Origin of the sequence: Pedobacter sp. Bi27, assembly GCF_918698255.1 — a bacterium.
In the GTDB taxonomy this organism is placed as follows: Bacteria; Bacteroidota; Bacteroidia; order Sphingobacteriales; family Sphingobacteriaceae; genus Pedobacter.
Genome location: NZ_CAKKMW010000002.1, coordinates 306,590 through 325,076, shown reverse-complemented (window position 1 = coordinate 325,076; position 18,487 = coordinate 306,590). Strand labels below are relative to the sequence as shown.

The following is an 18,487-nucleotide window of genomic DNA, read 5'->3' as shown; positions in this document are numbered from 1 at the left end:
GGCAAAGTATTTCGCAAAGAACACAAAGAAATTTTTCTCTGTGTTCTTTGTGTTTTTTCTCTGTTATCTTTGTGGTTAAATAAGAAGAGGAAAGAGCTGTGCGTATATGATAAACCGCGAAACGATAGATAAGATAATGGATACCGCCCGTATTGAGGAGGTAGTTGGGGATTTTGTGCACTTAAAGAAACGCGGAACCAGTTTAATTGGTAATTGCCCATTCCACGGCGAAAAAACACCTTCCTTTCACGTATCCGTAACTAAAGGCATTTACAAATGTTTTGGTTGTGGTAAAGGAGGCGATTCGGTGCGCTTTATTATGGATCATGAAAAATATTCATATCCCGAAGCACTTAAATTTTTAGCCAATAAATACAATATAGAAGTTGAGGAAGCCGAACTGAGCCCTCAAGATGCCGAAGCACAAAGTGCCAAGGAAAGCCTTTATGTAGTTTCGCAGTACGCTGCTGCATTTTTTGTAAAACAGCTTTGGGAAACAGATGAAGGAAAGGGCATTGGCTTAAGTTATTTTAAAGAACGTGGGTTTAGGGAAGACATCCTTAAAAAATTTGAGGTGGGTTATTCTCCGGATGTATGGGATGCGATGACGCAAAGCGCAATCAACGCCGGACATAAATTAGAGTTTTTAGAAGCCACCGGATTATCGATCAAAAACGATAACGGCAAAATTTACGATCGCTTTCGCGGGCGGGTAATGTTTCCGATCCACAACTTTACAGGCCGGATCATCGGTTTTGGAGGTAGGACTTTAAAAACCGACAAAAATGTCCCTAAGTATGTAAATTCACCAGAAAGCGAAATTTACCACAAATCGAATGTACTTTACGGTTTATTCCATGCCAAAAAAGCTGTCCGCGATTTAGATAACTGTTACCTGGCGGAAGGTTATGCCGATGTGCTTTCGGTACATCAGGCCGGAATAGAAAACGTAGTGGCCTCATCGGGTACTTCGTTAACCGTAGAGCAGATTAAACTGATCGGGCGTTTTACCCAGAACATTACCATTTTATTTGATGGCGATGCTGCGGGTATTAAAGCCTCCCTCCGTGGTTTGGATATGATTTTGGAAGAAGGACTAAACGTAAAAATCGTTTCCTTCCCCGATGGACATGATCCCGATTCTTATATGCACCATGTTGGGGCAGGGGCGTTTAAAACCTATCTCGAGCAGAACAGAAAAGACTTTATTTTATACAAGGCGAATGTATTGCTTAAGGATGCGGGCAATGATCCGATTAAAAGAGCAGGCATTATCCGCGATATTGTAGAAAGTATTGCCAAAATCCCTGACCCGATTAAGGCCTCCGTTTTTATCAGGGAGTGTAGTAGTTTACTCGAAATTGATGAGCATATTTTACTGAGTGAGTTAAATAAAATGCGCTCGGCAAAGCTCAAAAAAAGCTTTGATAACAACCAGCGGGCAAATCCGTCATCAAGTCCAAAGCCATATTCTTCAGGTGCACCAGAGCCACTTGGCCCCCCCGATGATTTATGGGATGACAGTGCAGGCCCAATGGGTCATGAAGCACCTGTAGAAGAAAATGAGCATCAGGAAAAAGAAATTGTGCGCTTATTACTGGCTTTCGGGCACGAATTTGTAAACTGGGATAAAATTGATGATATGTACATCGGTTCATTCATCATGCAGAACCTGAGCGATGTAGAATTTGATGATCCACTTTGCAAAAGAATTATCGATTATTATAAATCAGAAATCGACAATGGCAGATTACCCACGTCGAACCACTTTGTTAAACATGAGGATAGAGATATTGCCGATCTGGCCATTACACTTTCAACCTCAGAATATGCTTTGAGCGAGAACTGGTTAAATAAACACCTTATCTATGTTAAAGATGAAACGATGAATTTAAAAGCGACTATTTTAGGTGGCATTTTTCACCTCAAAAAGCGTAAAGTCGAAAAAATATTGATGAACCTGTTGAAAGAAATTAAAGAGGAAAAGAACGAGGATAACCAAATGATTTTAATGCAACGTTACGGTGTAATTAAAGGAGTTGAACGAGAGATTTCTAAGTTCCTGGGTTCTGTTATTGTTAAGTAAGGATTGAATGACTGAAGGATGGAGTGATTGAATGGGGAGGATGAAAAGTGACTGAATGAGAAAATGATTGAAAGATAGAATAGATATATTCGAAACATTCAATATTATCATATTATAATACATTTGAAAATGAACATTTAATCATTCAACAACTCACTCATTCAATAATTATGTCTTATGGCCTTTCATAACGATTTAGGTAAAGCAGGCGAAAATATTGCAAGGCAATATCTGGAAGATCAGGGATACGAGATCTTAGATGAAAACTGGACCCATGGTAAAGCCGAGGTTGATTTAATTGTTTATAAAAATGGCATTATGGTTTTTGTAGAAGTTAAATCCCGGAGTTCGGTTGCTTTTGGCGAACCGGAAGAATTTGTACACAAAGCCAAGCAAATACAGATGGAATTGGCTGCTAATGCCTATATTGAATTAATGAACCATCAAAATGATATCCGTTTTGATATTATTGCAATTACATTTACAAAAAATAAAAATTATAATTTAAACCATATTGAAGATGCGTTTTGGCCTGAAGATTAACCCCATTAAAAGTTTCATATTTACCGGAATCGTGCTTGCATTTGTAAGTTCTTGTAAAGACGATTCTACCACAACCTACCGTAGTTTTATTTCGCCGATGACTGGTCTTAATGTGCCGTCGGGAAACGAATTTGATGTTAAAGTACAATTTGGCGCTGAACAAAAAGTAGACTCCGTAGTTTACTTGATCGATACCGTTAAAATGATTTCAAAAGCCGATACTTCGGCCATCAAACTTAAAACTGAAGGGTTAAAATTGGGTAACCATTTGGTAACAGCCAAAATATTTGGCGCTGGAAAATCTGAAGATTTAACCTCAAATATTAATGTTTTAGCAGCTCAGGCTCCAATGGAATACACCTATAAAGTAATTAAAACCTTGCCTCACGATACCTCTTCTTATGTAGAAGGTTTAGAATATCATGATGGCTTTTTTTACGAAAGTGCTGGCGATTATGGTCATTCCAGTTTGCGTAAAGTGGAACCATCGACAGGTAAAATCCTTCAGAAAGCAGATTTGGATAAACAGTATTTTGGAGAAGGCATAACTGTAATCGGAAGCAAAATTATCCAGTTAACTTACCGCGAAAAAGTTGGCTTTGTATATGATAAAGCTACCTTTAAAAAACTATCTGAATTTTCGTATACTACCGGTAGAGAAGGATGGGGTTTGGCTTTTGATGGCGAGAAAGTATTGAATACGGATGGTTCGAATACTATCTTTTTCCTGAATAAAGATTCCTATCAAAAAATAGGTTCGATTGATGTTTTTGATAACAAAGGTCCAATTCAAAACCTGAATGAACTTGAAATTATCGACGGTAAAATTTATGCGAACGTATATACCACTAATGAAATTCTAATTATTAATCCAGAAACGGGTGCTGTAGAAAGCAAGATCGATTTGTCCGGACTATTGCCAGCTGATTATTTTAAAACCGAAGATGCAAAGGCCAATAATGTGCTAAACGGTATCGCTTACGATAAAGCAACCAAAAGACTTTTTGTAGCCGGTAAAAAGTGGCCACATATTTTTCAGATCGAGTTGGTTAAGAAATAATTTAATATCGATATGTCACATTGAGCCTGTCGAAATGCCTTAATATGAATTTAAGTAGGTCCTTCGACAGGCTACCATTGATGTTATTTCGCAAACCACTATTAATCAGTATTTTAATCGCTTTTGTATTTCCGTTCAGCTAGGCCATAGCACGGTATCTCCGTTCTATTTAAACCCGGCCTAACAAATTTTTCGGGCTGCACTGTTCTAGCCGCACAACTGCCATCAAAAGAAAAATTTTCAGCCGGCATTTTTTGTTTCTTTTTGATGCCAAAAAGAAAGAGCCCTTCGGCGGCGGCGAGCCGAGGCAAGCCTATGGTGTATGGAAAAGAAACAATTGTACGTCACTCATATTGATTTTAAACAATTAATTACCCCTCAGGATGACAAACCCTTAATCCTGTTTCTTCGGCTCGTCTAAATAACCGTTAAAAATAATGGGTTGTTTATTCATGCTGCTTGCCGTTAATGAGGCATAACCATTGGTCGAAATATTAATGGTAAACCGATAGTTTTCTCTTTTTACATCCTTTGTATTAATCTGGATGGTGTAAGATCCTTTTTTATTCTTCGATTCTGTGTAGGTAAAATCTTTAGAGGTAAATTTAATACCACCTTGAGTAGGATCCATCGGAGCAGAAAAAGATCTTCCGAAATAAGGCAGATAAGCAACAATACTGTCTTTGGTAACCTTAACATCGTACTGCGAACCCGTTAGGTTTATAGAACCACCACCCTGACTACCTGGCATCATCGCTAATACTTTATTAATGTCGTTGTTCGACATCGGCATGGCGGTATTGGCAACAAAAGTATAATTTTTATCTGCTACAATTTTCAGTGTAGTTTCCTTATTGGTTTGGGCAAATAATTGAACCCCAATCAAAAGAAAGGCAAGGCTCAATATCAAATTTAAACGTTTCATAATGTGTGTTTTAAATGTGTAACAATTTAAAGATGCACAGATTTGAAAGATTCCATAATAGTGCCAAAAAATGGACGGTGGCGTAAATTTAACGATTTTAGTTTTTATATAGCGGATTTACCTTTTCCGAATAACTCGATTTGTATAACGGATTACTTTTCTCTGTTGCAGAAGCGCCCATTGCTGTGAATTTATAGGTGCCTACAGGAAGATTGTTGAGTTCGATTTCTCCGTTTTCGTTCGTAATTAAAGTAATTAAACTGCCCCCGGGATTTTTACCACCTTTAACAATTATTCCCCCGATTGGCGTGCCCGCTACCCGCGATTTGGGATTAGTGGAAGGTGCCAAAATGGTAAATTTATAATTTCCTGCACTGGCATTATTAAACTCTATCTCCCCATTTGAGTTGGTTATGAGGGTAATTGCATCGCCTCCCGGATTTTTACCTCCTTTTACCACAATGCCACTGATAGGCTGCCCGGCCACGAAACTTACTTCGCCAGTGGCTACATCTAATTTGCCTTTGATGGATTTCATAATGCAAGGGAAATGTGATTCGGGATAATTTAGTTTACAATAATCGCAGTAATGCCCTTCGGGGGCCTGTGTTCGTAACTGTTGCGTGTTTGTTTCTTTGGTTTCTGTTGATGTTGCAGTTCTTTTAACTTGAGCCAGAACAGTAAATGAAATCGATAGCAGAAATACCGCTATAGCAGCCCCTTTTTTCATAAAATTTGATTAGAACTACAAAATTAATCAAAAAATACGGCTCTTGCTAGTTTTTAAGCTAGTGGCTGGTTATTTGACTATTTCTTTTTGGATGCTTTGGCAAAAGGATTGAAGGCCAGCGCTAGGTTAACCCAGAAATCCAGTTCATCATTCCGGCCTAAAACATCTTCTGATACCGAAACGTAACCCTTCATTGGCCTACTGCCCATCACCATCTGCTGCCAGCCATCTTTATCGGATAAATTTTCTAAAGTATTAGGGTCGAGCCTCACCATCATGCTGTTCTTAGAAACACCAATACACATTTTGCCATTCACCATAAAAATAAGCCCACTGAACATTTCTTTTTCCTCTACATCTTGTATATGCATTAAACGTTCGGCAACGCGAAGCGCTAAGGTTTCGTTATATTTCATGGGCTTAGATCAGTCACGTTATATTATCCTTAAAATTAATGTTTATAAGATGTTGAACAAAATAATTTCCTTACTATCTCTATTTCAGTAAATTTGCAATATGTTGTTAAACTGCTATCAGGAAGAATTATTAGAGGCCGGGTGTGATGAAGCTGGAAGAGGTTGCCTCGCTGGTCCTGTTTTTGCCGCGGCGGTAATATTGCCAAAAGGTTTTGTGTTAGAAGGATTAAATGATTCTAAACAGTTATCACATGAGCAAAGGGCCGCTCTGAGACCCATAATAGAACAGGAAGCTTTGGCTTGGGCGGTGGCCTCTTGTGATCATGAAGAGATAGACCGGATCAATATTTTAAATGCTTCGTTTTTGGCCATGCACAGGGCGATTGAACAATTACATACCCAACCACAATACCTGGTGATAGATGGTAACCGTTTCAAAACCTATCCGCAAATTCCACACAGTTGCATTGTAAAGGGCGATGGTAAATATCTAAATATCGCCGCTGCTTCAATATTGGCGAAAACCCACCGCGATGAATACATGACTAATCTACACGTCGATTTTCCGCATTACAATTGGCAGCAGAATAAAGGCTACCCAACTATTGCACACCGTAAGGCTGTAATCGAAATCGGGTTATCGCCTTTTCACCGCAAAACTTTTAATGTGAGCGACCCTCAGTTAGAACTGTTTTCAAAAAACGCCTAAAATTTCGTATTTTCACAACATTGTGAAAATTCTGTTGATTACTAAGCGGGTTCCCTTTCCGCCAAATAGTGGTTATCCTATCGTGGTTTATAATACCATAAAAGGTTTGCTGCAACTTGGCGCTGATATTACTTTGTTTAGCCTCAACCCCACAAAAGGAAGAATCGATATCGAAGATATTTACGATCCTATTTTTGAACAGATTAAATACCATACCTACGATTTAGATACTGAAGTAAATGTATGGTCGGCATTTTTTAACATTTTCACTAACGAATCTTATAATGTTTCCCGTTATTACAGCGAAGATGCCGCCCGCCAGTTGGAAAATCTTTTACGAGAAAATGTGTTTGATATTATTCAATTTGAGGGGCTTTTTGTTGTTCCTTATCTGGATGTGGTTAAGGCAAACAGTAATGCCAAGCTCATTTATAGGGCACACAATATCGAATTTACCCTTTGGGAACGTCTTTCTCATTCAGAAAAGTTTCTCATTAGGCGTAAATATTTAGCTTTTTTAGCCCAACGGCTTAAAGCATATGAAACCGATCAGATTAACCGTTTCCACCATATTTTTGCCATTTCCGAGCCCGACCGCCAAAGCATATTAATGTTTGGTTGCGAAATTCCGATGTCGGTTTTTCCAGTTGCCATCGATTTAGAAAAGTATAAGGTAGATAAAACCAAAACCAGCTTCCCTACACTGTTTCATTTAGGTGCAATGGATTGGCGGCCAAATCAGGAAGGACTAGAATGGTTTTTGGATGATATCTGGCCCGATATTGAAAAACTAAATAAAGACCTTCGTTTTTATATCGCAGGGAAAAACATGCAGAAACATTTCTTCGAATACGATTCAGAAAATCTGATTGTAGAGGGAGAAGTTTTCGATGCGGTAGAGTTTATGAATTCTAAAGCAATTATGATTGTCCCTTTAATCTCTGGCACCGGCATGCGGGTAAAGATTATTGAAGGTATGGCCATGAAAAAATGCATTATTGCTACAACTACAGCTGCAGAGGGAATTAATTGCAGGCATGGACATGATATTTTAATTGCCGATTCTGCAGATGAATTTTATCGGTCAATTTTACAATGTATCATTAACCCTAAACGTTGGGTAGAAATAGGAGAGAACGCCCGCAAAACAGTAGAAAACGACCATGGTGTTCATTTAATCTCTAGCAAAATGCTGAAGATTTACGAAGAATTGGTGAGTGTATAATAGGTCATGAACTTATCGGCTCAGACCCCTTTCTCTTACAAAGTCATTAAAATATTTTTGTTCAATTTTCTCTTCAGCGGATAAATCTTCAAATTTCATATCAGACATACCGATCGGAGAATAAAATTTCCATTTCCATATAGGGCGATGTTTGATGAACAACTCTTTATCCCCAAACTCATCGTGAACATAAACACCACAGAAAAGTCTGAAAATAATAAAGATTCCGACCAAGGAAATAAAAAATATGATTTTGCTTTTCATCTCTAAGAACCTTCGGCTTAAATACAATGTTTGTTTATTCTATCCTTAGCATAATCTGCGCCAAACTCCAAAGCTTTATTCCAGTTATGACAAGCAAGCTCTTTATTTTTTAAGTTAAGCATGGTGTTACCGAGATTATAGTAAGCACTTTGTTTATCTTCTGAATCTATATGATCAAAAGAAAGGATTTTTTCATAATCAGCAATAGCACCCTGGTAATCTCCGTTCTCATCCTTTAAACCACCTCTGTTAAGCAGTGCGGCTGTAAATTTTGGAGTTATTGCAAGTGCCCTGTTGTAATCATTTAATGCCGCTTTCCATCTATACAATTCGTTTTTTACAATCGCTCTTGAATAGTACGAATTTACGTCTTCTGGGTTTATTTCTAAAGTTAGCGACCAATTAATAATCGAGCCGCTTAAATCACCGCTTTCATAACAAGCTAACCCTTTATCAAAATAAAAACCTTCCTTTTCGTCCGATAGATCAGGAAAACTTTGTTCGTTAGGGTCGTACAAGCCACCATAAGCATCAAGTTTAGCATCGAATTCGTAACCTCTCTTAAACATATCAATCACCCAGTAAAGAAGATTCTCTGAGGTAATTGGGATTTCATTAGTTTCTCCGCTAATTTCCCATAAACCTTCATAACTGTTTATTTCTGATAGGGTGTATGGGTAATGCGATTTTATGAAATCACCTAGATTGATAAGGTTTTCCTTTTTGTCAGAAATAAAGGTAAAATCCATTTTAGTGTAGCTGTTTTCCTTAACTCCACTTTTTAACATATTTGTGTGTACATCCCTTGCTCCTGTTACTTCGTTTTGGAAGTTGTCTGCAAAGTTTTTCCAGGTGAAATAGTTATTACTTTTTTTCATATCGTTTTATTGATATCCAAATGATTTGGTGCGTAAATTATGACTATTTATTTGATATTAGTGTTAAGTTTTAATGAAAGTTAGTTGGTGTTGTGTTACCTGAGCGCCTATCTTTTTAATAGATGCTGAAACAAGTTCAGCATGACGGAAGAATAGCAAAATTATCCAAAATCTCCTTAAAATTAACCTCAAAATTTTGTCTTTTTCTTAGTACTTTTGCACCCCAAGAAGAATAGCGAATAAAGCCGTCATCATTCACAGAATATCAGCTATACTGGCTTCATTATCATAAAAAAATAAAATTTACGGATGAAAAACACCGCATTAACAGAAAAACACATCGCTTTAGGCGCTAAAATGGTTCCATTTGCAGGTTACAATATGCCTGTTACTTACGAAGGTATTAATGCTGAACATGCAACTGTTCGTAACGGCGTGGGTGTTTTTGATGTAAGCCATATGGGCGAATTTATTCTGAAAGGTGAAAACGCATTGGATCTTATTCAACGTGTAACCAGTAACGATGCGTCTAAATTATACGATGGAAAAGTTCAGTACTCTTGTTTGCCAAATAAAGATGGTGGTATTGTTGATGATCTTTTGGTTTACAAAATAGATGATAAAACCTATATGTTGGTGGTAAACGCTTCTAACATCGAAAAAGATTGGGACTGGATTCAACAATTCAATTCGGAAGGTGTAGAAATGCACAATATTTCGGATCAAACCTCTCTTTTAGCCATTCAAGGACCAAAAGCAGCAGACGCTTTACAAACATTAACTGATGTTGATTTGGCATCAATGGAGTATTACACTTTCGTTAAAGGTACCTTTGCTGGTGTTGATAACGTAGTCATTTCAGCAACAGGTTATACCGGCGCTGGTGGTTTCGAAATTTATTTCGAAAACCAATATGCCGATCAAATTTGGGATGCTATTTTTAAAGCAGGTGCACCATACAACATTCAGCCAATAGGCTTAGGTGCCCGCGATACTTTACGTTTAGAAATGGGTTTCTGTTTATATGGAAATGATATCGATGATACTACCTCGCCTATTGAAGCTGGTTTAGGTTGGATTACCAAATTTTCTAAATCTTTCACCAATTCGGAGGCATTATTGGCACAAAAAGAAGCTGGTATTCAAAAGAAATTGGTTGGTTTCGAAATGATCGATCGTGGTATTCCGCGCCATGATTATGAAATTGCTGATGCCGAAGGAAATATTATCGGTAAAGTAACTTCTGGTACCCAGGCACCTTCTTTGCAAAAAGCAATAGGTATGGGGTACATTGCAAAAGATTTTACTAAAGAAGGAACTGAAGTTTTTATTTTAATCCGCAATACGCCAATTAAAGCCAAAGTGGTTAAGTTTCCTTTTTATAAATAGATTTATAGCTAAGGCAGCCATATTTTTGAAGTGATGGAACTGGAAGAACATAAATATAGCGAGCTGCTTTACCACATTGGGTCAACTTTACAAACGGCAAAACAGAATGCGATAAAAGCAATTAATGTTGAGCTGATTATTGCCAATTGGAAAATTGGAAGATACATTGTTGATTTTGAGCAACACGGCAAAAAGAGAGCCGGATATGGTAAGGAATTGCTGGTAACACTTTCTGCAGATTTGAAGTTAAAATTTGGCAAAGGATTTAGCCGGTCAAGTTTGCAGCTTATGCGCTCGTTTTATATAAATTATCCCAAATTTCAGCCCTTAGCAGACGAAGATTTAATTCGCCAGACAGTGTCTGGCGAATTCTCAAAAAGCCAAACACTGTCTGGCGTTTTTCTTAGCTGGAGCCATTATGCAGAACTCTTAACCATTTCTGACCACCTTGCTAGAAGTTTTTATGAAGCACAGGCTATAAAAGAAAATTGGAGTTTTAGAGAAATGAAACGCCAAATTGATTCAGCCCTATTTCAGAGACTAGCGCTAAGCAAAGATAAAGAAGGCGTACTAACTTTAGCTGAAAAAGGTCAGGTAGTCAATAGCTCTGATGATTTAATCAAAGATCCATATGTTTTTGAATTTTTAAACATCCCTACAAGCAGTATCATTAAAGAATCGGGACTAGAGAAAAAACTTATTGACAATCTCCAGAAATTTCTATTGGAGCTTGGTAAGGGCTTTTCATTTGTCGCGAGGCAGTTTAAAATAACTGTCGATAATGAGCATATGTTTGTCGATATCGTATTTTATCATCGTATACTTAGGTGTTTTGTATTGATTGATTTAAAAACAAAAAAGGTAAAACATCAGGATATTGGCCAAATGAATTTTTATCTAAACTATTTCAAAGAGGAAGAAAATGCCGAAGGCGATAATGATCCCATAGGAATCATCATCGCTGCAGATAAAAATGAGTTTTTGGTTAAATATGCAACCGGTGGGCTATCCAATAAAATCTTCGTATCTAAGTATCAACTTTATTTACCTGATCAAAAACTCTTAGAAGAAAAGGTAAAAGAAATTATAAATGAATAAAATATCGAATATGTCAAAAAAAATAGAAGTTTGTTTAACACCAGCCTTGATTGATTTATATGATATCGAACAAAGCATTGTGGTGGTCATCGATATTTTAAGAGCCACCTCATCTATTACCTACGGGATAGATAATGGTGCTGAAGCGATTATTCCTGTAGCTCAGGTAGAAGATTGTTTAAACTATCGCGATAGCGGATTTTTATTGGCGGCAGAACGAAATGGAGAGGTGGTAGCAGGCTACGATTTCGGTAATTCGCCATTCTCTTATACCCATGAAAAAGTGAATGGAAAAACGGTTGTCTTAACTACTACCAATGGAACTAAGGCCCTGCATTTGGCTCAGAAAAGGGCCTATCAGGTTGTAATTGGGTCTTTCTTGAACTTAGATTCCCTTTGCGGTTATTTGAAAAGTCAGGCTAAGAATGTGCTTTTGCTTTGCGCCGGTTGGAAAGATCAGTTCAATTTAGAGGATACTCTTTTTGCGGGTGCTGTGGTAAATAATCTCCGTCAAAATTTCGAACATTTTGATGATTCTAGCGTGGCTGCAGAAGATTTGTATGCCTTAGCTAAAGCAGATCTGAGGAAATACCTTCACAAATCATCACATAGCCATCGTTTGGCTCAGTTGAATATAGAGGAAGATGTTATTTTCTGTTTGCAGTTAAATCTTTGCAAAGCAATTCCGGTACTGGAAGGCGAGCGTTTGGTTGCCTTAAAAAATTAAAAGCTAAAATTTAGCCCCAGCAATACTGCATTTTTTCTGAAACTGGCACCATTAAATTGAGTTTCCTCTGTTGGTCTACTATTAAAATAAGCTTTATCTACACCAGAGTAAGTGTTGATGTTATTGATCTTATAGTCGACTTCTATCCGTAAACTTTTGTTCAATGGTACAGCCAGATTGATATCGGCACTTAACGAAAAAGAATTTGCCTTATGGGTAAAGCTTACAGGTTTTGCAAAATCAGGAATTAGATTCCAGTTGGCTTTTGCCGAATAAGTATAAAAACCGCCTAAAACAGTGGCACCTATACTGAATTTCTGCCTTTTAAGAACAAGTTCTGCTCCAAAATCGAATCCTTTATATCTTGCTACATAGGTAGAGTTTAGGCCTTTGCTGTCAGGATTAGTTGCACTTTCTAACAAATGAAATTTTTGCTGATGATATGAAAGTCCAACAATTGGATTGATGTTAAAATCGCCAAATTTGAACAGTTGGTAAATAAGCTGTAAATCGGCATCGTATAAATAACCCTTATTGGCGTTGAGCAGATCGAAATAAAAAGCACTTTGCCGGTTATCGTCTGCATAATCGGTATCTTCTGCCTCGCCTTTGGTTATGCTGCTGTATTGGTTAGTGGCTTTAATGCTAAGCTGCTCGGTAATATTGTATTTAATATCTAAGCCAAAACCAGGCCCTTTAAGATTTTTCCAGATTAATTCTGATAATACATTCGGACTGGTTCCGGCCGCATTACCTGCAATAGACCAGTCAAATCTTGATTGTTGAATGCCTGCATAAGGCTTTACCTCCCATTTATAGGGATTTTTTTGTGCAGATGCGGTTTGGCAGATTAAAAGGAACGTTAAGCAGGCTAAAAATGGTTTGATAAAGGAAATCCGCAAAGCGATCAGCATATCTGTTTTTATTTTGTACAGCAAAATACACATAGTGGTTACTTAAAACCACTATGTGTAAAATTTATTTTCTAAAATGGATATACTGAAGCGATAAATGACTTATCAGTAGGTGATAATACGGTATTCCATCCCACCTCGAAATCACCAATGGTTAATTCGTTTGGAACCGAATAGTGCATGATCGAATATTTATCGTAAGCGCTATAATTGGTTTGTGTTGTACTGTATTTTGCAAATAAGTTATTGTCTACATCTGCCTGGCTCCAGTAATTTGGTGCAGCAGCATAATAGGCATAAACAGCAGGTTTATCCCAAGGAATAGCCACTAATGGGTGTTGGTGTTCATGGATCAATCCTAAGGCATGGCCGAATTCGTGGATGACCACGCGGCTATATTCAGAATCTGCGGTAGTTGCAGTTAACCAACCATAGTTCATGGTTGCACCGGTGCTAGGCGTTGATTTTCCAATGTACGACCAAGATCCATCCCCGCTTACAAAACTTACCCTGATTTTGGCTGTATTATCGTTTGTTACAAAGTTGAATTTGATGTTGGCATATTGTTCCCACGCTTTCGCATATTGGATTACTTTAGCTCTGATGGCCGATGTGCTTCCGTTTAAACTTACTTTAATCGTAGTTCCCGGAATCCATTTTGTTGACTTTAGAACGGCGCCTCTTGGGGTAGTTCCATCCAATGATCTTTCTGTACAGATCTGGATGTCGCCAAGGGGATTAACAGCTGATAATTCAGGTTTTTGTAAATCTGCCGTCTCTGTAGGTTTTTCTTTTTTACATGCGAATAATACTGTGGTTAGCGCCAGGGCAGTTAATAGGGTTTTATTTAATTTTAAGAATTTCATGTTTAGGTTTTTTAGGTAAAAATTAATGATCTGTATTTGACTTAGAAATCAAGTTAGAAGATCGTAAAAACAGGAATTCTTCTTCTTTGAAAAAGAATAATCAGGTTGAAAAACATAGATAGACATTTAGGTTAATTGCCTCTGCATTTGCAAAGTACAATCCTAAAGTAAAGGAATATTATATCAACACCAAGAGAATTGTAATATTTTTATTGCATATGTGTATTTTTTACACTAGTTTATTTGTTTAATATAAACTATTTTATTGTAGTTTAAATATTACATATATCAAGAAATACACAAGTGAAGCCACTTGCTATTTTGTTATCAATTCAGAGATTGTTGGGCTATTTTTAATCGTAATCAAGGCTTCTTCGTGTGCCAGCCAATAAATATCTTCTGCACGTTTCATATCGAATGTGCTAATGGCCCCTAAACCTTTTGGTTCGATTAATACGTTACAGAATTTTGCCTTTCTTTCCATATCGTGGTTAATAGACATGATACCCGCACGCCCCATCAAATTGGTAATGCCGGTAATTTTATCAACTGGTTTAAGGTGGTTACAGGACGAGCCTATAATGAAGTCGCAGTCATCCATTAAAGGTTCGACCGGGAAATTATTTAAAATGCCGCCATCCACATACATCTGGCCATCAATCATAATGGGTTTAAAAATACCAGGTATACAGCTAGAGGCATGAATAGCCCTAATAAGCGGTCCTTTTGTAAAATAAACCAATCGGCCTTCGCTAAAATTTACGGCAGCAATGGTTAAGGGTATTTTTAGCTTTTCAATTGAATCTTCCGGAAAATATTCCTTTAAAATCAGAGAAGTGTTTTCGATATTGATTAAACCCAGAGAACCCACCGCCGGACGAACGAAGCGCCAGAGTTTTGTTTTAAGGAAAATATTCAAACCTTCCTCCGGATCTATGCCAGCAGCAAAAAAGGCCCCGGCTATCGCTCCTGCACTTGTTCCGCTAATGTGACTAAAGGTAATGCCCAAATTGCTAAAGGCTTTTAAAACGCCTAAATGCGCTATTCCCCTAATGCCTCCACCTGATAATACAATGCCAACTTTCATAGGTTTAATTTAGATGATTACTTTAAAGTTCAACTGATCGATTTTATTGCTTAATTGTGGTATTGTTCCGGCCTGTAAACCGATAACTAAAAACTGCAAACTGATAAACTATCGCTGTTGTTTCGGTTTGTACTTCGATTGATTTAAAATTTTCTGTGCATCGTTATCTGCCATTAATTGTTGTAAAGTAACATCAGGGTGTTCTTTCATATATTTTCTTACAATTTGCCAACCCATCCATACACCCAATTTTGGTGCCGAATCTCTATTTTCACCTAAACCTGGTGTAAAAGGTCCTTCAGATAAAAACACCTGAATTTTTTGATAGTCGGTTTCATACAGGTAATTGTTCTCCAAAAAATATGCCCAAATATCGCCTTCGAAATTTTGTGTCCAGTCTAACTGCTGTTGAGTATATCCGATTTTGGTAGAATCGCTTAAGCTTTCAGGTAAAACCTGATCTAAGAAGTATAAAATCTTTCCCTGGAAGATCATTTTAGACAAGAGGGTTCTATTGTCATCAGGCTCTGTAAAAAGTTCTTCGTGGGCGTATGTTTCGGCTACACGGGGCACAATATATTCAGGTGCAAACCTTCTTGATAGGTATAAGGGCACACTTTGCACAATCGCCTTATAAAATTTGCTGTCTTTGCCCAGAAACATATCCAAGCCAATGCCCAAATAGTTATCACCTACCGGCATTTGGTAAGCGAAACCTGAAGCAAAAGAAATAAATTTTGGAATCTTCGCTTTCGGGTAATAGTATTTAATGTATTTAAAAGTTTCGGTCAATCCTTCTTCGTGCGCTTTTAAGTTTGGAAAAACACTATCAACTTCTTTGCTTAAATCGGTATAAGCCTGGTCGCGGTACAGGTTGGTCAACGATTCGGTGTTGGAATATTTACTGTCCAGAATCCGGTGGATAAAATCGTCATAAAACACACCATATTTTGAACTAAGCTGTTTATCTACCTCAATAACATTTTTGTTTTTCCCGTCAAATAGCTCGTTATCAAATCTTTCGATTCTAATGTTTACCTGTATATTGCTTACATCGGGCCTGTTGCTTTGCCTACAGGAAATAAATGTGACGGCAAAAAGAAAAATTAGATAAATTTGCCAGTGTTTTACGTTATACATCATGTACAACAAATATATATAAACACCTATAGCATGAAAAGAATATCGACCATTTTAATTTTGTCTCTTTTAAGTATTGGCGCATGGGCGCAAAATTCTCCTTTAACCAATTACGGTTTTAGGTTAGGTTTAACCGCTACGCCAACTTTTGGTTGGATTAAGCCTGAACAAGGAAAAACAGACGGAATAGCTTTGGGCTTTTCTTATGGATTAATTGGTGATTTTAATTTTGCGCCGAATTATAGTTTTTCTACTGCGCTAACCATAACTTCGATAAATGGTAAAAGTACAGAGGCGAATGTTCTCCCTTATTATAGCGCCAGTAGCAGCACTGCACCGAAAGCTTACGATTTAAAATACAAATTACAATATGTAGACTTGCCTTTAACCATTAAACTAAAAACAGTTAAGGCTGATGGAAAACGTTGGTATGGTCAGTTTGGATTATCTAATTCAATCAACATCAGTGCTAAACAAGATGCTGTAACAGGCGGAACGGTTGTTGGCGATAATTTAAATGTATCCGATAACATTAAACTTTACCGTGCTGGATTAATCATCGGTGGCGGCGGCGAATTCGACATTTCGGGCAATACCAGCATCGTAGCTGGTTTAACTTTTAATAACGGTTTCACTAATATTGTAACAGATAAAGCCAGAGATGTTAGAAATCATTATTTGGCACTTAATTTCGGTGTATTCTTTTAATCTGGATAGTTGTCTTGATATCTGATACTCACTACTTGATACATTAATATGAAAATAGCACTAGCACAACTCAATTACCATATCGGGAACTTTGAGGCAAACACGAAAAAAATAACTGAAAATATTCAATTGGCGAAAGATAAAGGCGCAGATTTGGTTGTTTTTGCCGAGCTTGCTATCTGTGGCTATCCGCCAAGAGATTTTTTGGAGTTTGATGAGTTTATCGTATTGTGTGAAACTGCTGCTCAGGAAATAGCCAAACATTGTACAGATATTGCCTGTATTGTGGGCCTACCTATTAAAAACGAAGTATTACAGGGAAAAGATCTGTTTAATGCTGCCTATTTTATCGAAGAAGGGAAAGTTAAAGCCGTGGTTAAAAAAGCACTTTTACCAACTTACGATGTATTTGATGAATATCGTTATTTCGAACCTGCCACACAATTTAACTGTATCGATTTTAAGGGAAAAAAAATTGCCTTAACCATTTGTGAAGATCTGTGGAATATCAACGATAATCCACTATATGTTTCTAATCCAATGGATGAGCTGATTAAGGAGCAGCCAGATGTGATGATTAATATTGCGGCATCTCCTTTCTCTTACACCCATGACGATGAACGCATTAAAGTATTAGGCGATAATGCAAAAAAGTATAACCTGCCTGTGTTTTATGTAAACCAGGTTGGTGCGCAGACTGAAATTATTTTTGATGGCGGTTCTTTGGTTTTTGATGCTGATGGAGCCGTGAAAGCAGAGATGAAGTATTTTGAAGAGGATATTCAGGTTTTTGATCTGGAAGAGGTTGAAAATGTGCGTAATAAATATCCCCAATCGGAAAGATTGACCGATATTGAGCAGATTCACGACGCGTTGATTTTAGGTATAAAAGATTATTTCAGTAAATCTGGTTTCAGTAAAGCCGTTTTGGGCTTATCAGGTGGGATCGACTCCGCTGTGGTTTGCGCTTTGGCTTGTCGTGCGTTAGGCCCAGAGAATGTAATGGCCGTTTTAATGCCTTCTAAATTCTCTTCCGACCATTCTGTTCAAGATGCTTTAGATTTGGCTAATAATATTGGTTGTATGCACGAAATTGTGCCAATTAAAGAAGTTGCAGAAGCTTTCGATCATATACTTGCACCAGCTTTTAAAGGCCTGCCTTTCAACCTTGCCGAAGAAAATGTGCAGGCCCGTATCCGCGGCATTATTAATATGGCCATGAGTAATAAGTTTGGCTATATTTTATTGAATACATCAAACAAAAGCGAGTGTGCTGTTGGTTATGGTACTTTATACGGTGATATGTGCGGTGCTATTGGGGTAATTGGCGATGTGTATAAAATGCAGGTCTTTGAGCTGGCAAAGCACATTAATAAAGAAAGGGAAATTATCCCGGTCAATACCATTGTTAAACCACCATCTGCAGAGCTGAGGCCCGATCAAAAAGATTCTGATTCGTTACCTGAATATGAAATTCTCGATAAAATATTATATCAGCATATCGAAAAGAAACAGGGCTCTAAAGCCATTATCGCTCAAGGTTTTGATGAGGCATTAGTGCTGCGGATTCTCAAAATGGTAAACATTGCAGAATTTAAACGTTATCAAACTCCACCTATTTTAAGGGTATCGCCAAAAGCATTTGGTATGGGCAGAAGAATGCCTATCGTTGGAAAATATATGGCTTAGTTATTTTAAGGCTGTAAAGTTAGGTTAACTGTT

19 protein-coding genes are annotated in these 18,487 nt (G+C 37.5%); 10 read left to right on the top strand and 9 right to left on the bottom strand.

From position 1 onward, the window contains the following. Window positions 1–106: 106 nt before the first annotated feature. From dnaG to LQ227_RS06715, 3 genes are all read left to right on the top strand, one after another. Complete coding sequence (gene dnaG / locus LQ227_RS06725; protein ID WP_230142139.1) at window positions 107–2,086, top strand: DNA primase; 1,980 nt, start codon at window positions 107–109, stop codon at window positions 2,084–2,086. Window positions 2,087–2,263: 177 nt separating this feature from the next. Continuing rightward, complete coding sequence (locus LQ227_RS06720; RefSeq protein ID WP_230142137.1) at window positions 2,264–2,629, top strand: YraN family protein; 366 nt, start codon at window positions 2,264–2,266, stop codon at window positions 2,627–2,629. Next, entirely contained in the window at window positions 2,607–3,689 is a 1,083-nt protein-coding gene (locus LQ227_RS06715; protein ID WP_230142135.1) for a glutaminyl-peptide cyclotransferase, read from the top strand. Before LQ227_RS06720 ends, LQ227_RS06715 begins: the two co-directional genes overlap by 23 nt. Before the next feature lie 394 nt (window positions 3,690–4,083). Here the strand turns inward: LQ227_RS06715 and LQ227_RS06710 are convergent, their stop codons facing one another. The 3 genes from LQ227_RS06710 to LQ227_RS06700 form a co-directional block, all read right to left on the bottom strand. Beyond that, on the bottom strand, window positions 4,084–4,614 hold the full coding sequence (locus LQ227_RS06710) for a DUF4251 domain-containing protein (RefSeq protein ID WP_215130124.1): 531 nt from the start codon (window positions 4,612–4,614) through the stop codon (window positions 4,084–4,086). Between the two features lie 97 nt (window positions 4,615–4,711). Then, window positions 4,712–5,344 (bottom strand): hypothetical protein, encoded by a 633-nt coding sequence (locus LQ227_RS06705; protein ID WP_230142134.1) that lies wholly within the window; start codon window positions 5,342–5,344, stop codon window positions 4,712–4,714. Between the two features lie 77 nt (window positions 5,345–5,421). Next, the gene (locus tag LQ227_RS06700; RefSeq protein ID WP_230142132.1) at window positions 5,422–5,760 is read right to left on the bottom strand and encodes a TfoX/Sxy family protein; all 339 of its coding nucleotides are present in this window, start codon (window positions 5,758–5,760) and stop codon (window positions 5,422–5,424) included. Window positions 5,761–5,860: 100 nt separating this feature from the next. Here LQ227_RS06700 and LQ227_RS06695 point away from each other — a divergent pair, with 100 nt between their 5' ends. Together LQ227_RS06695 and LQ227_RS06690 are read left to right on the top strand one after the other, a co-directional pair. Then, on the top strand, window positions 5,861–6,469 hold the full coding sequence (locus tag LQ227_RS06695; protein WP_230142129.1) for a ribonuclease HII: 609 nt from the start codon (window positions 5,861–5,863) through the stop codon (window positions 6,467–6,469). Between the two features lie 22 nt (window positions 6,470–6,491). Next, window positions 6,492–7,694 (top strand): glycosyltransferase family 4 protein, encoded by a 1,203-nt coding sequence (locus LQ227_RS06690; protein ID WP_230142128.1) that lies wholly within the window; start codon window positions 6,492–6,494, stop codon window positions 7,692–7,694. A gap of 12 nt (window positions 7,695–7,706) precedes the next feature. Here LQ227_RS06690 and LQ227_RS06685 read toward each other — a convergent pair whose 3' ends face one another. Further along, complete coding sequence (locus LQ227_RS06685) at window positions 7,707–7,958, bottom strand: hypothetical protein (protein ID WP_230142127.1); 252 nt, start codon at window positions 7,956–7,958, stop codon at window positions 7,707–7,709. Window positions 7,959–7,975: 17 nt separating this feature from the next. After that, window positions 7,976–8,836, bottom strand: coding sequence for a tetratricopeptide repeat protein (locus tag LQ227_RS06680; RefSeq protein WP_230142126.1), 861 nt, complete (start codon window positions 8,834–8,836; stop codon window positions 7,976–7,978). Between the two features lie 309 nt (window positions 8,837–9,145). On the opposite strand from LQ227_RS06680, the gene gcvT reads away from it, so the two are divergent. Genes gcvT through LQ227_RS06665 form a run of 3 tightly spaced genes read left to right on the top strand, consistent with a single transcriptional unit; the run spans window position 9,146 to window position 12,050 of the window. Beyond that, on the top strand, window positions 9,146–10,225 hold the full coding sequence (gene gcvT / locus LQ227_RS06675) for a glycine cleavage system aminomethyltransferase GcvT (protein WP_230142125.1): 1,080 nt from the start codon (window positions 9,146–9,148) through the stop codon (window positions 10,223–10,225). A 33-nt stretch (window positions 10,226–10,258) separates the two neighbouring features. Next, complete coding sequence (locus LQ227_RS06670) at window positions 10,259–11,323, top strand: YhcG family protein (protein WP_230148810.1); 1,065 nt, start codon at window positions 10,259–10,261, stop codon at window positions 11,321–11,323. Between the two features lie 10 nt (window positions 11,324–11,333). After that, entirely contained in the window at window positions 11,334–12,050 is a 717-nt protein-coding gene (locus LQ227_RS06665; RefSeq protein WP_230148808.1) for a 2-phosphosulfolactate phosphatase, read from the top strand. On the opposite strand, the gene LQ227_RS06660 is transcribed toward LQ227_RS06665, so the two are convergent. From LQ227_RS06660 to gldB, 4 genes are all read right to left on the bottom strand, one after another. Continuing rightward, window positions 12,047–12,964: an omptin family outer membrane protease gene (locus LQ227_RS06660; RefSeq protein ID WP_230148805.1), complete on the bottom strand. Its 918-nt coding sequence runs from the start codon at window positions 12,962–12,964 to the stop codon at window positions 12,047–12,049. The genes LQ227_RS06665 and LQ227_RS06660 overlap by 4 nt on opposite strands. Before the next feature lie 71 nt (window positions 12,965–13,035). After that, window positions 13,036–13,830 (bottom strand): M12 family metallopeptidase, encoded by a 795-nt coding sequence (locus LQ227_RS06655; protein WP_230142118.1) that lies wholly within the window; start codon window positions 13,828–13,830, stop codon window positions 13,036–13,038. 316 nt (window positions 13,831–14,146) lie between these two features. Next, the gene (locus LQ227_RS06650; protein WP_057931344.1) at window positions 14,147–14,917 is read right to left on the bottom strand and encodes a patatin-like phospholipase family protein; all 771 of its coding nucleotides are present in this window, start codon (window positions 14,915–14,917) and stop codon (window positions 14,147–14,149) included. Window positions 14,918–15,025: 108 nt separating this feature from the next. Next, window positions 15,026–16,060, bottom strand: a complete 1,035-nt coding sequence (gene gldB, locus LQ227_RS06645; protein ID WP_230148803.1) for a gliding motility lipoprotein GldB — start codon at window positions 16,058–16,060, stop codon at window positions 15,026–15,028. A gap of 30 nt (window positions 16,061–16,090) precedes the next feature. Here gldB and LQ227_RS06640 point away from each other — a divergent pair, with 30 nt between their 5' ends. Then, window positions 16,091–16,765, top strand: coding sequence for a porin family protein (locus LQ227_RS06640; RefSeq protein WP_057931342.1), 675 nt, complete (start codon window positions 16,091–16,093; stop codon window positions 16,763–16,765). A 48-nt stretch (window positions 16,766–16,813) separates the two neighbouring features. Next, a complete protein-coding gene (locus LQ227_RS06635) occupies window positions 16,814–18,454 on the top strand; it encodes an NAD+ synthase (protein ID WP_230142113.1) in 1,641 nt (546 codons plus the stop codon). Window positions 18,455–18,487 lie beyond the last annotated feature (33 nt).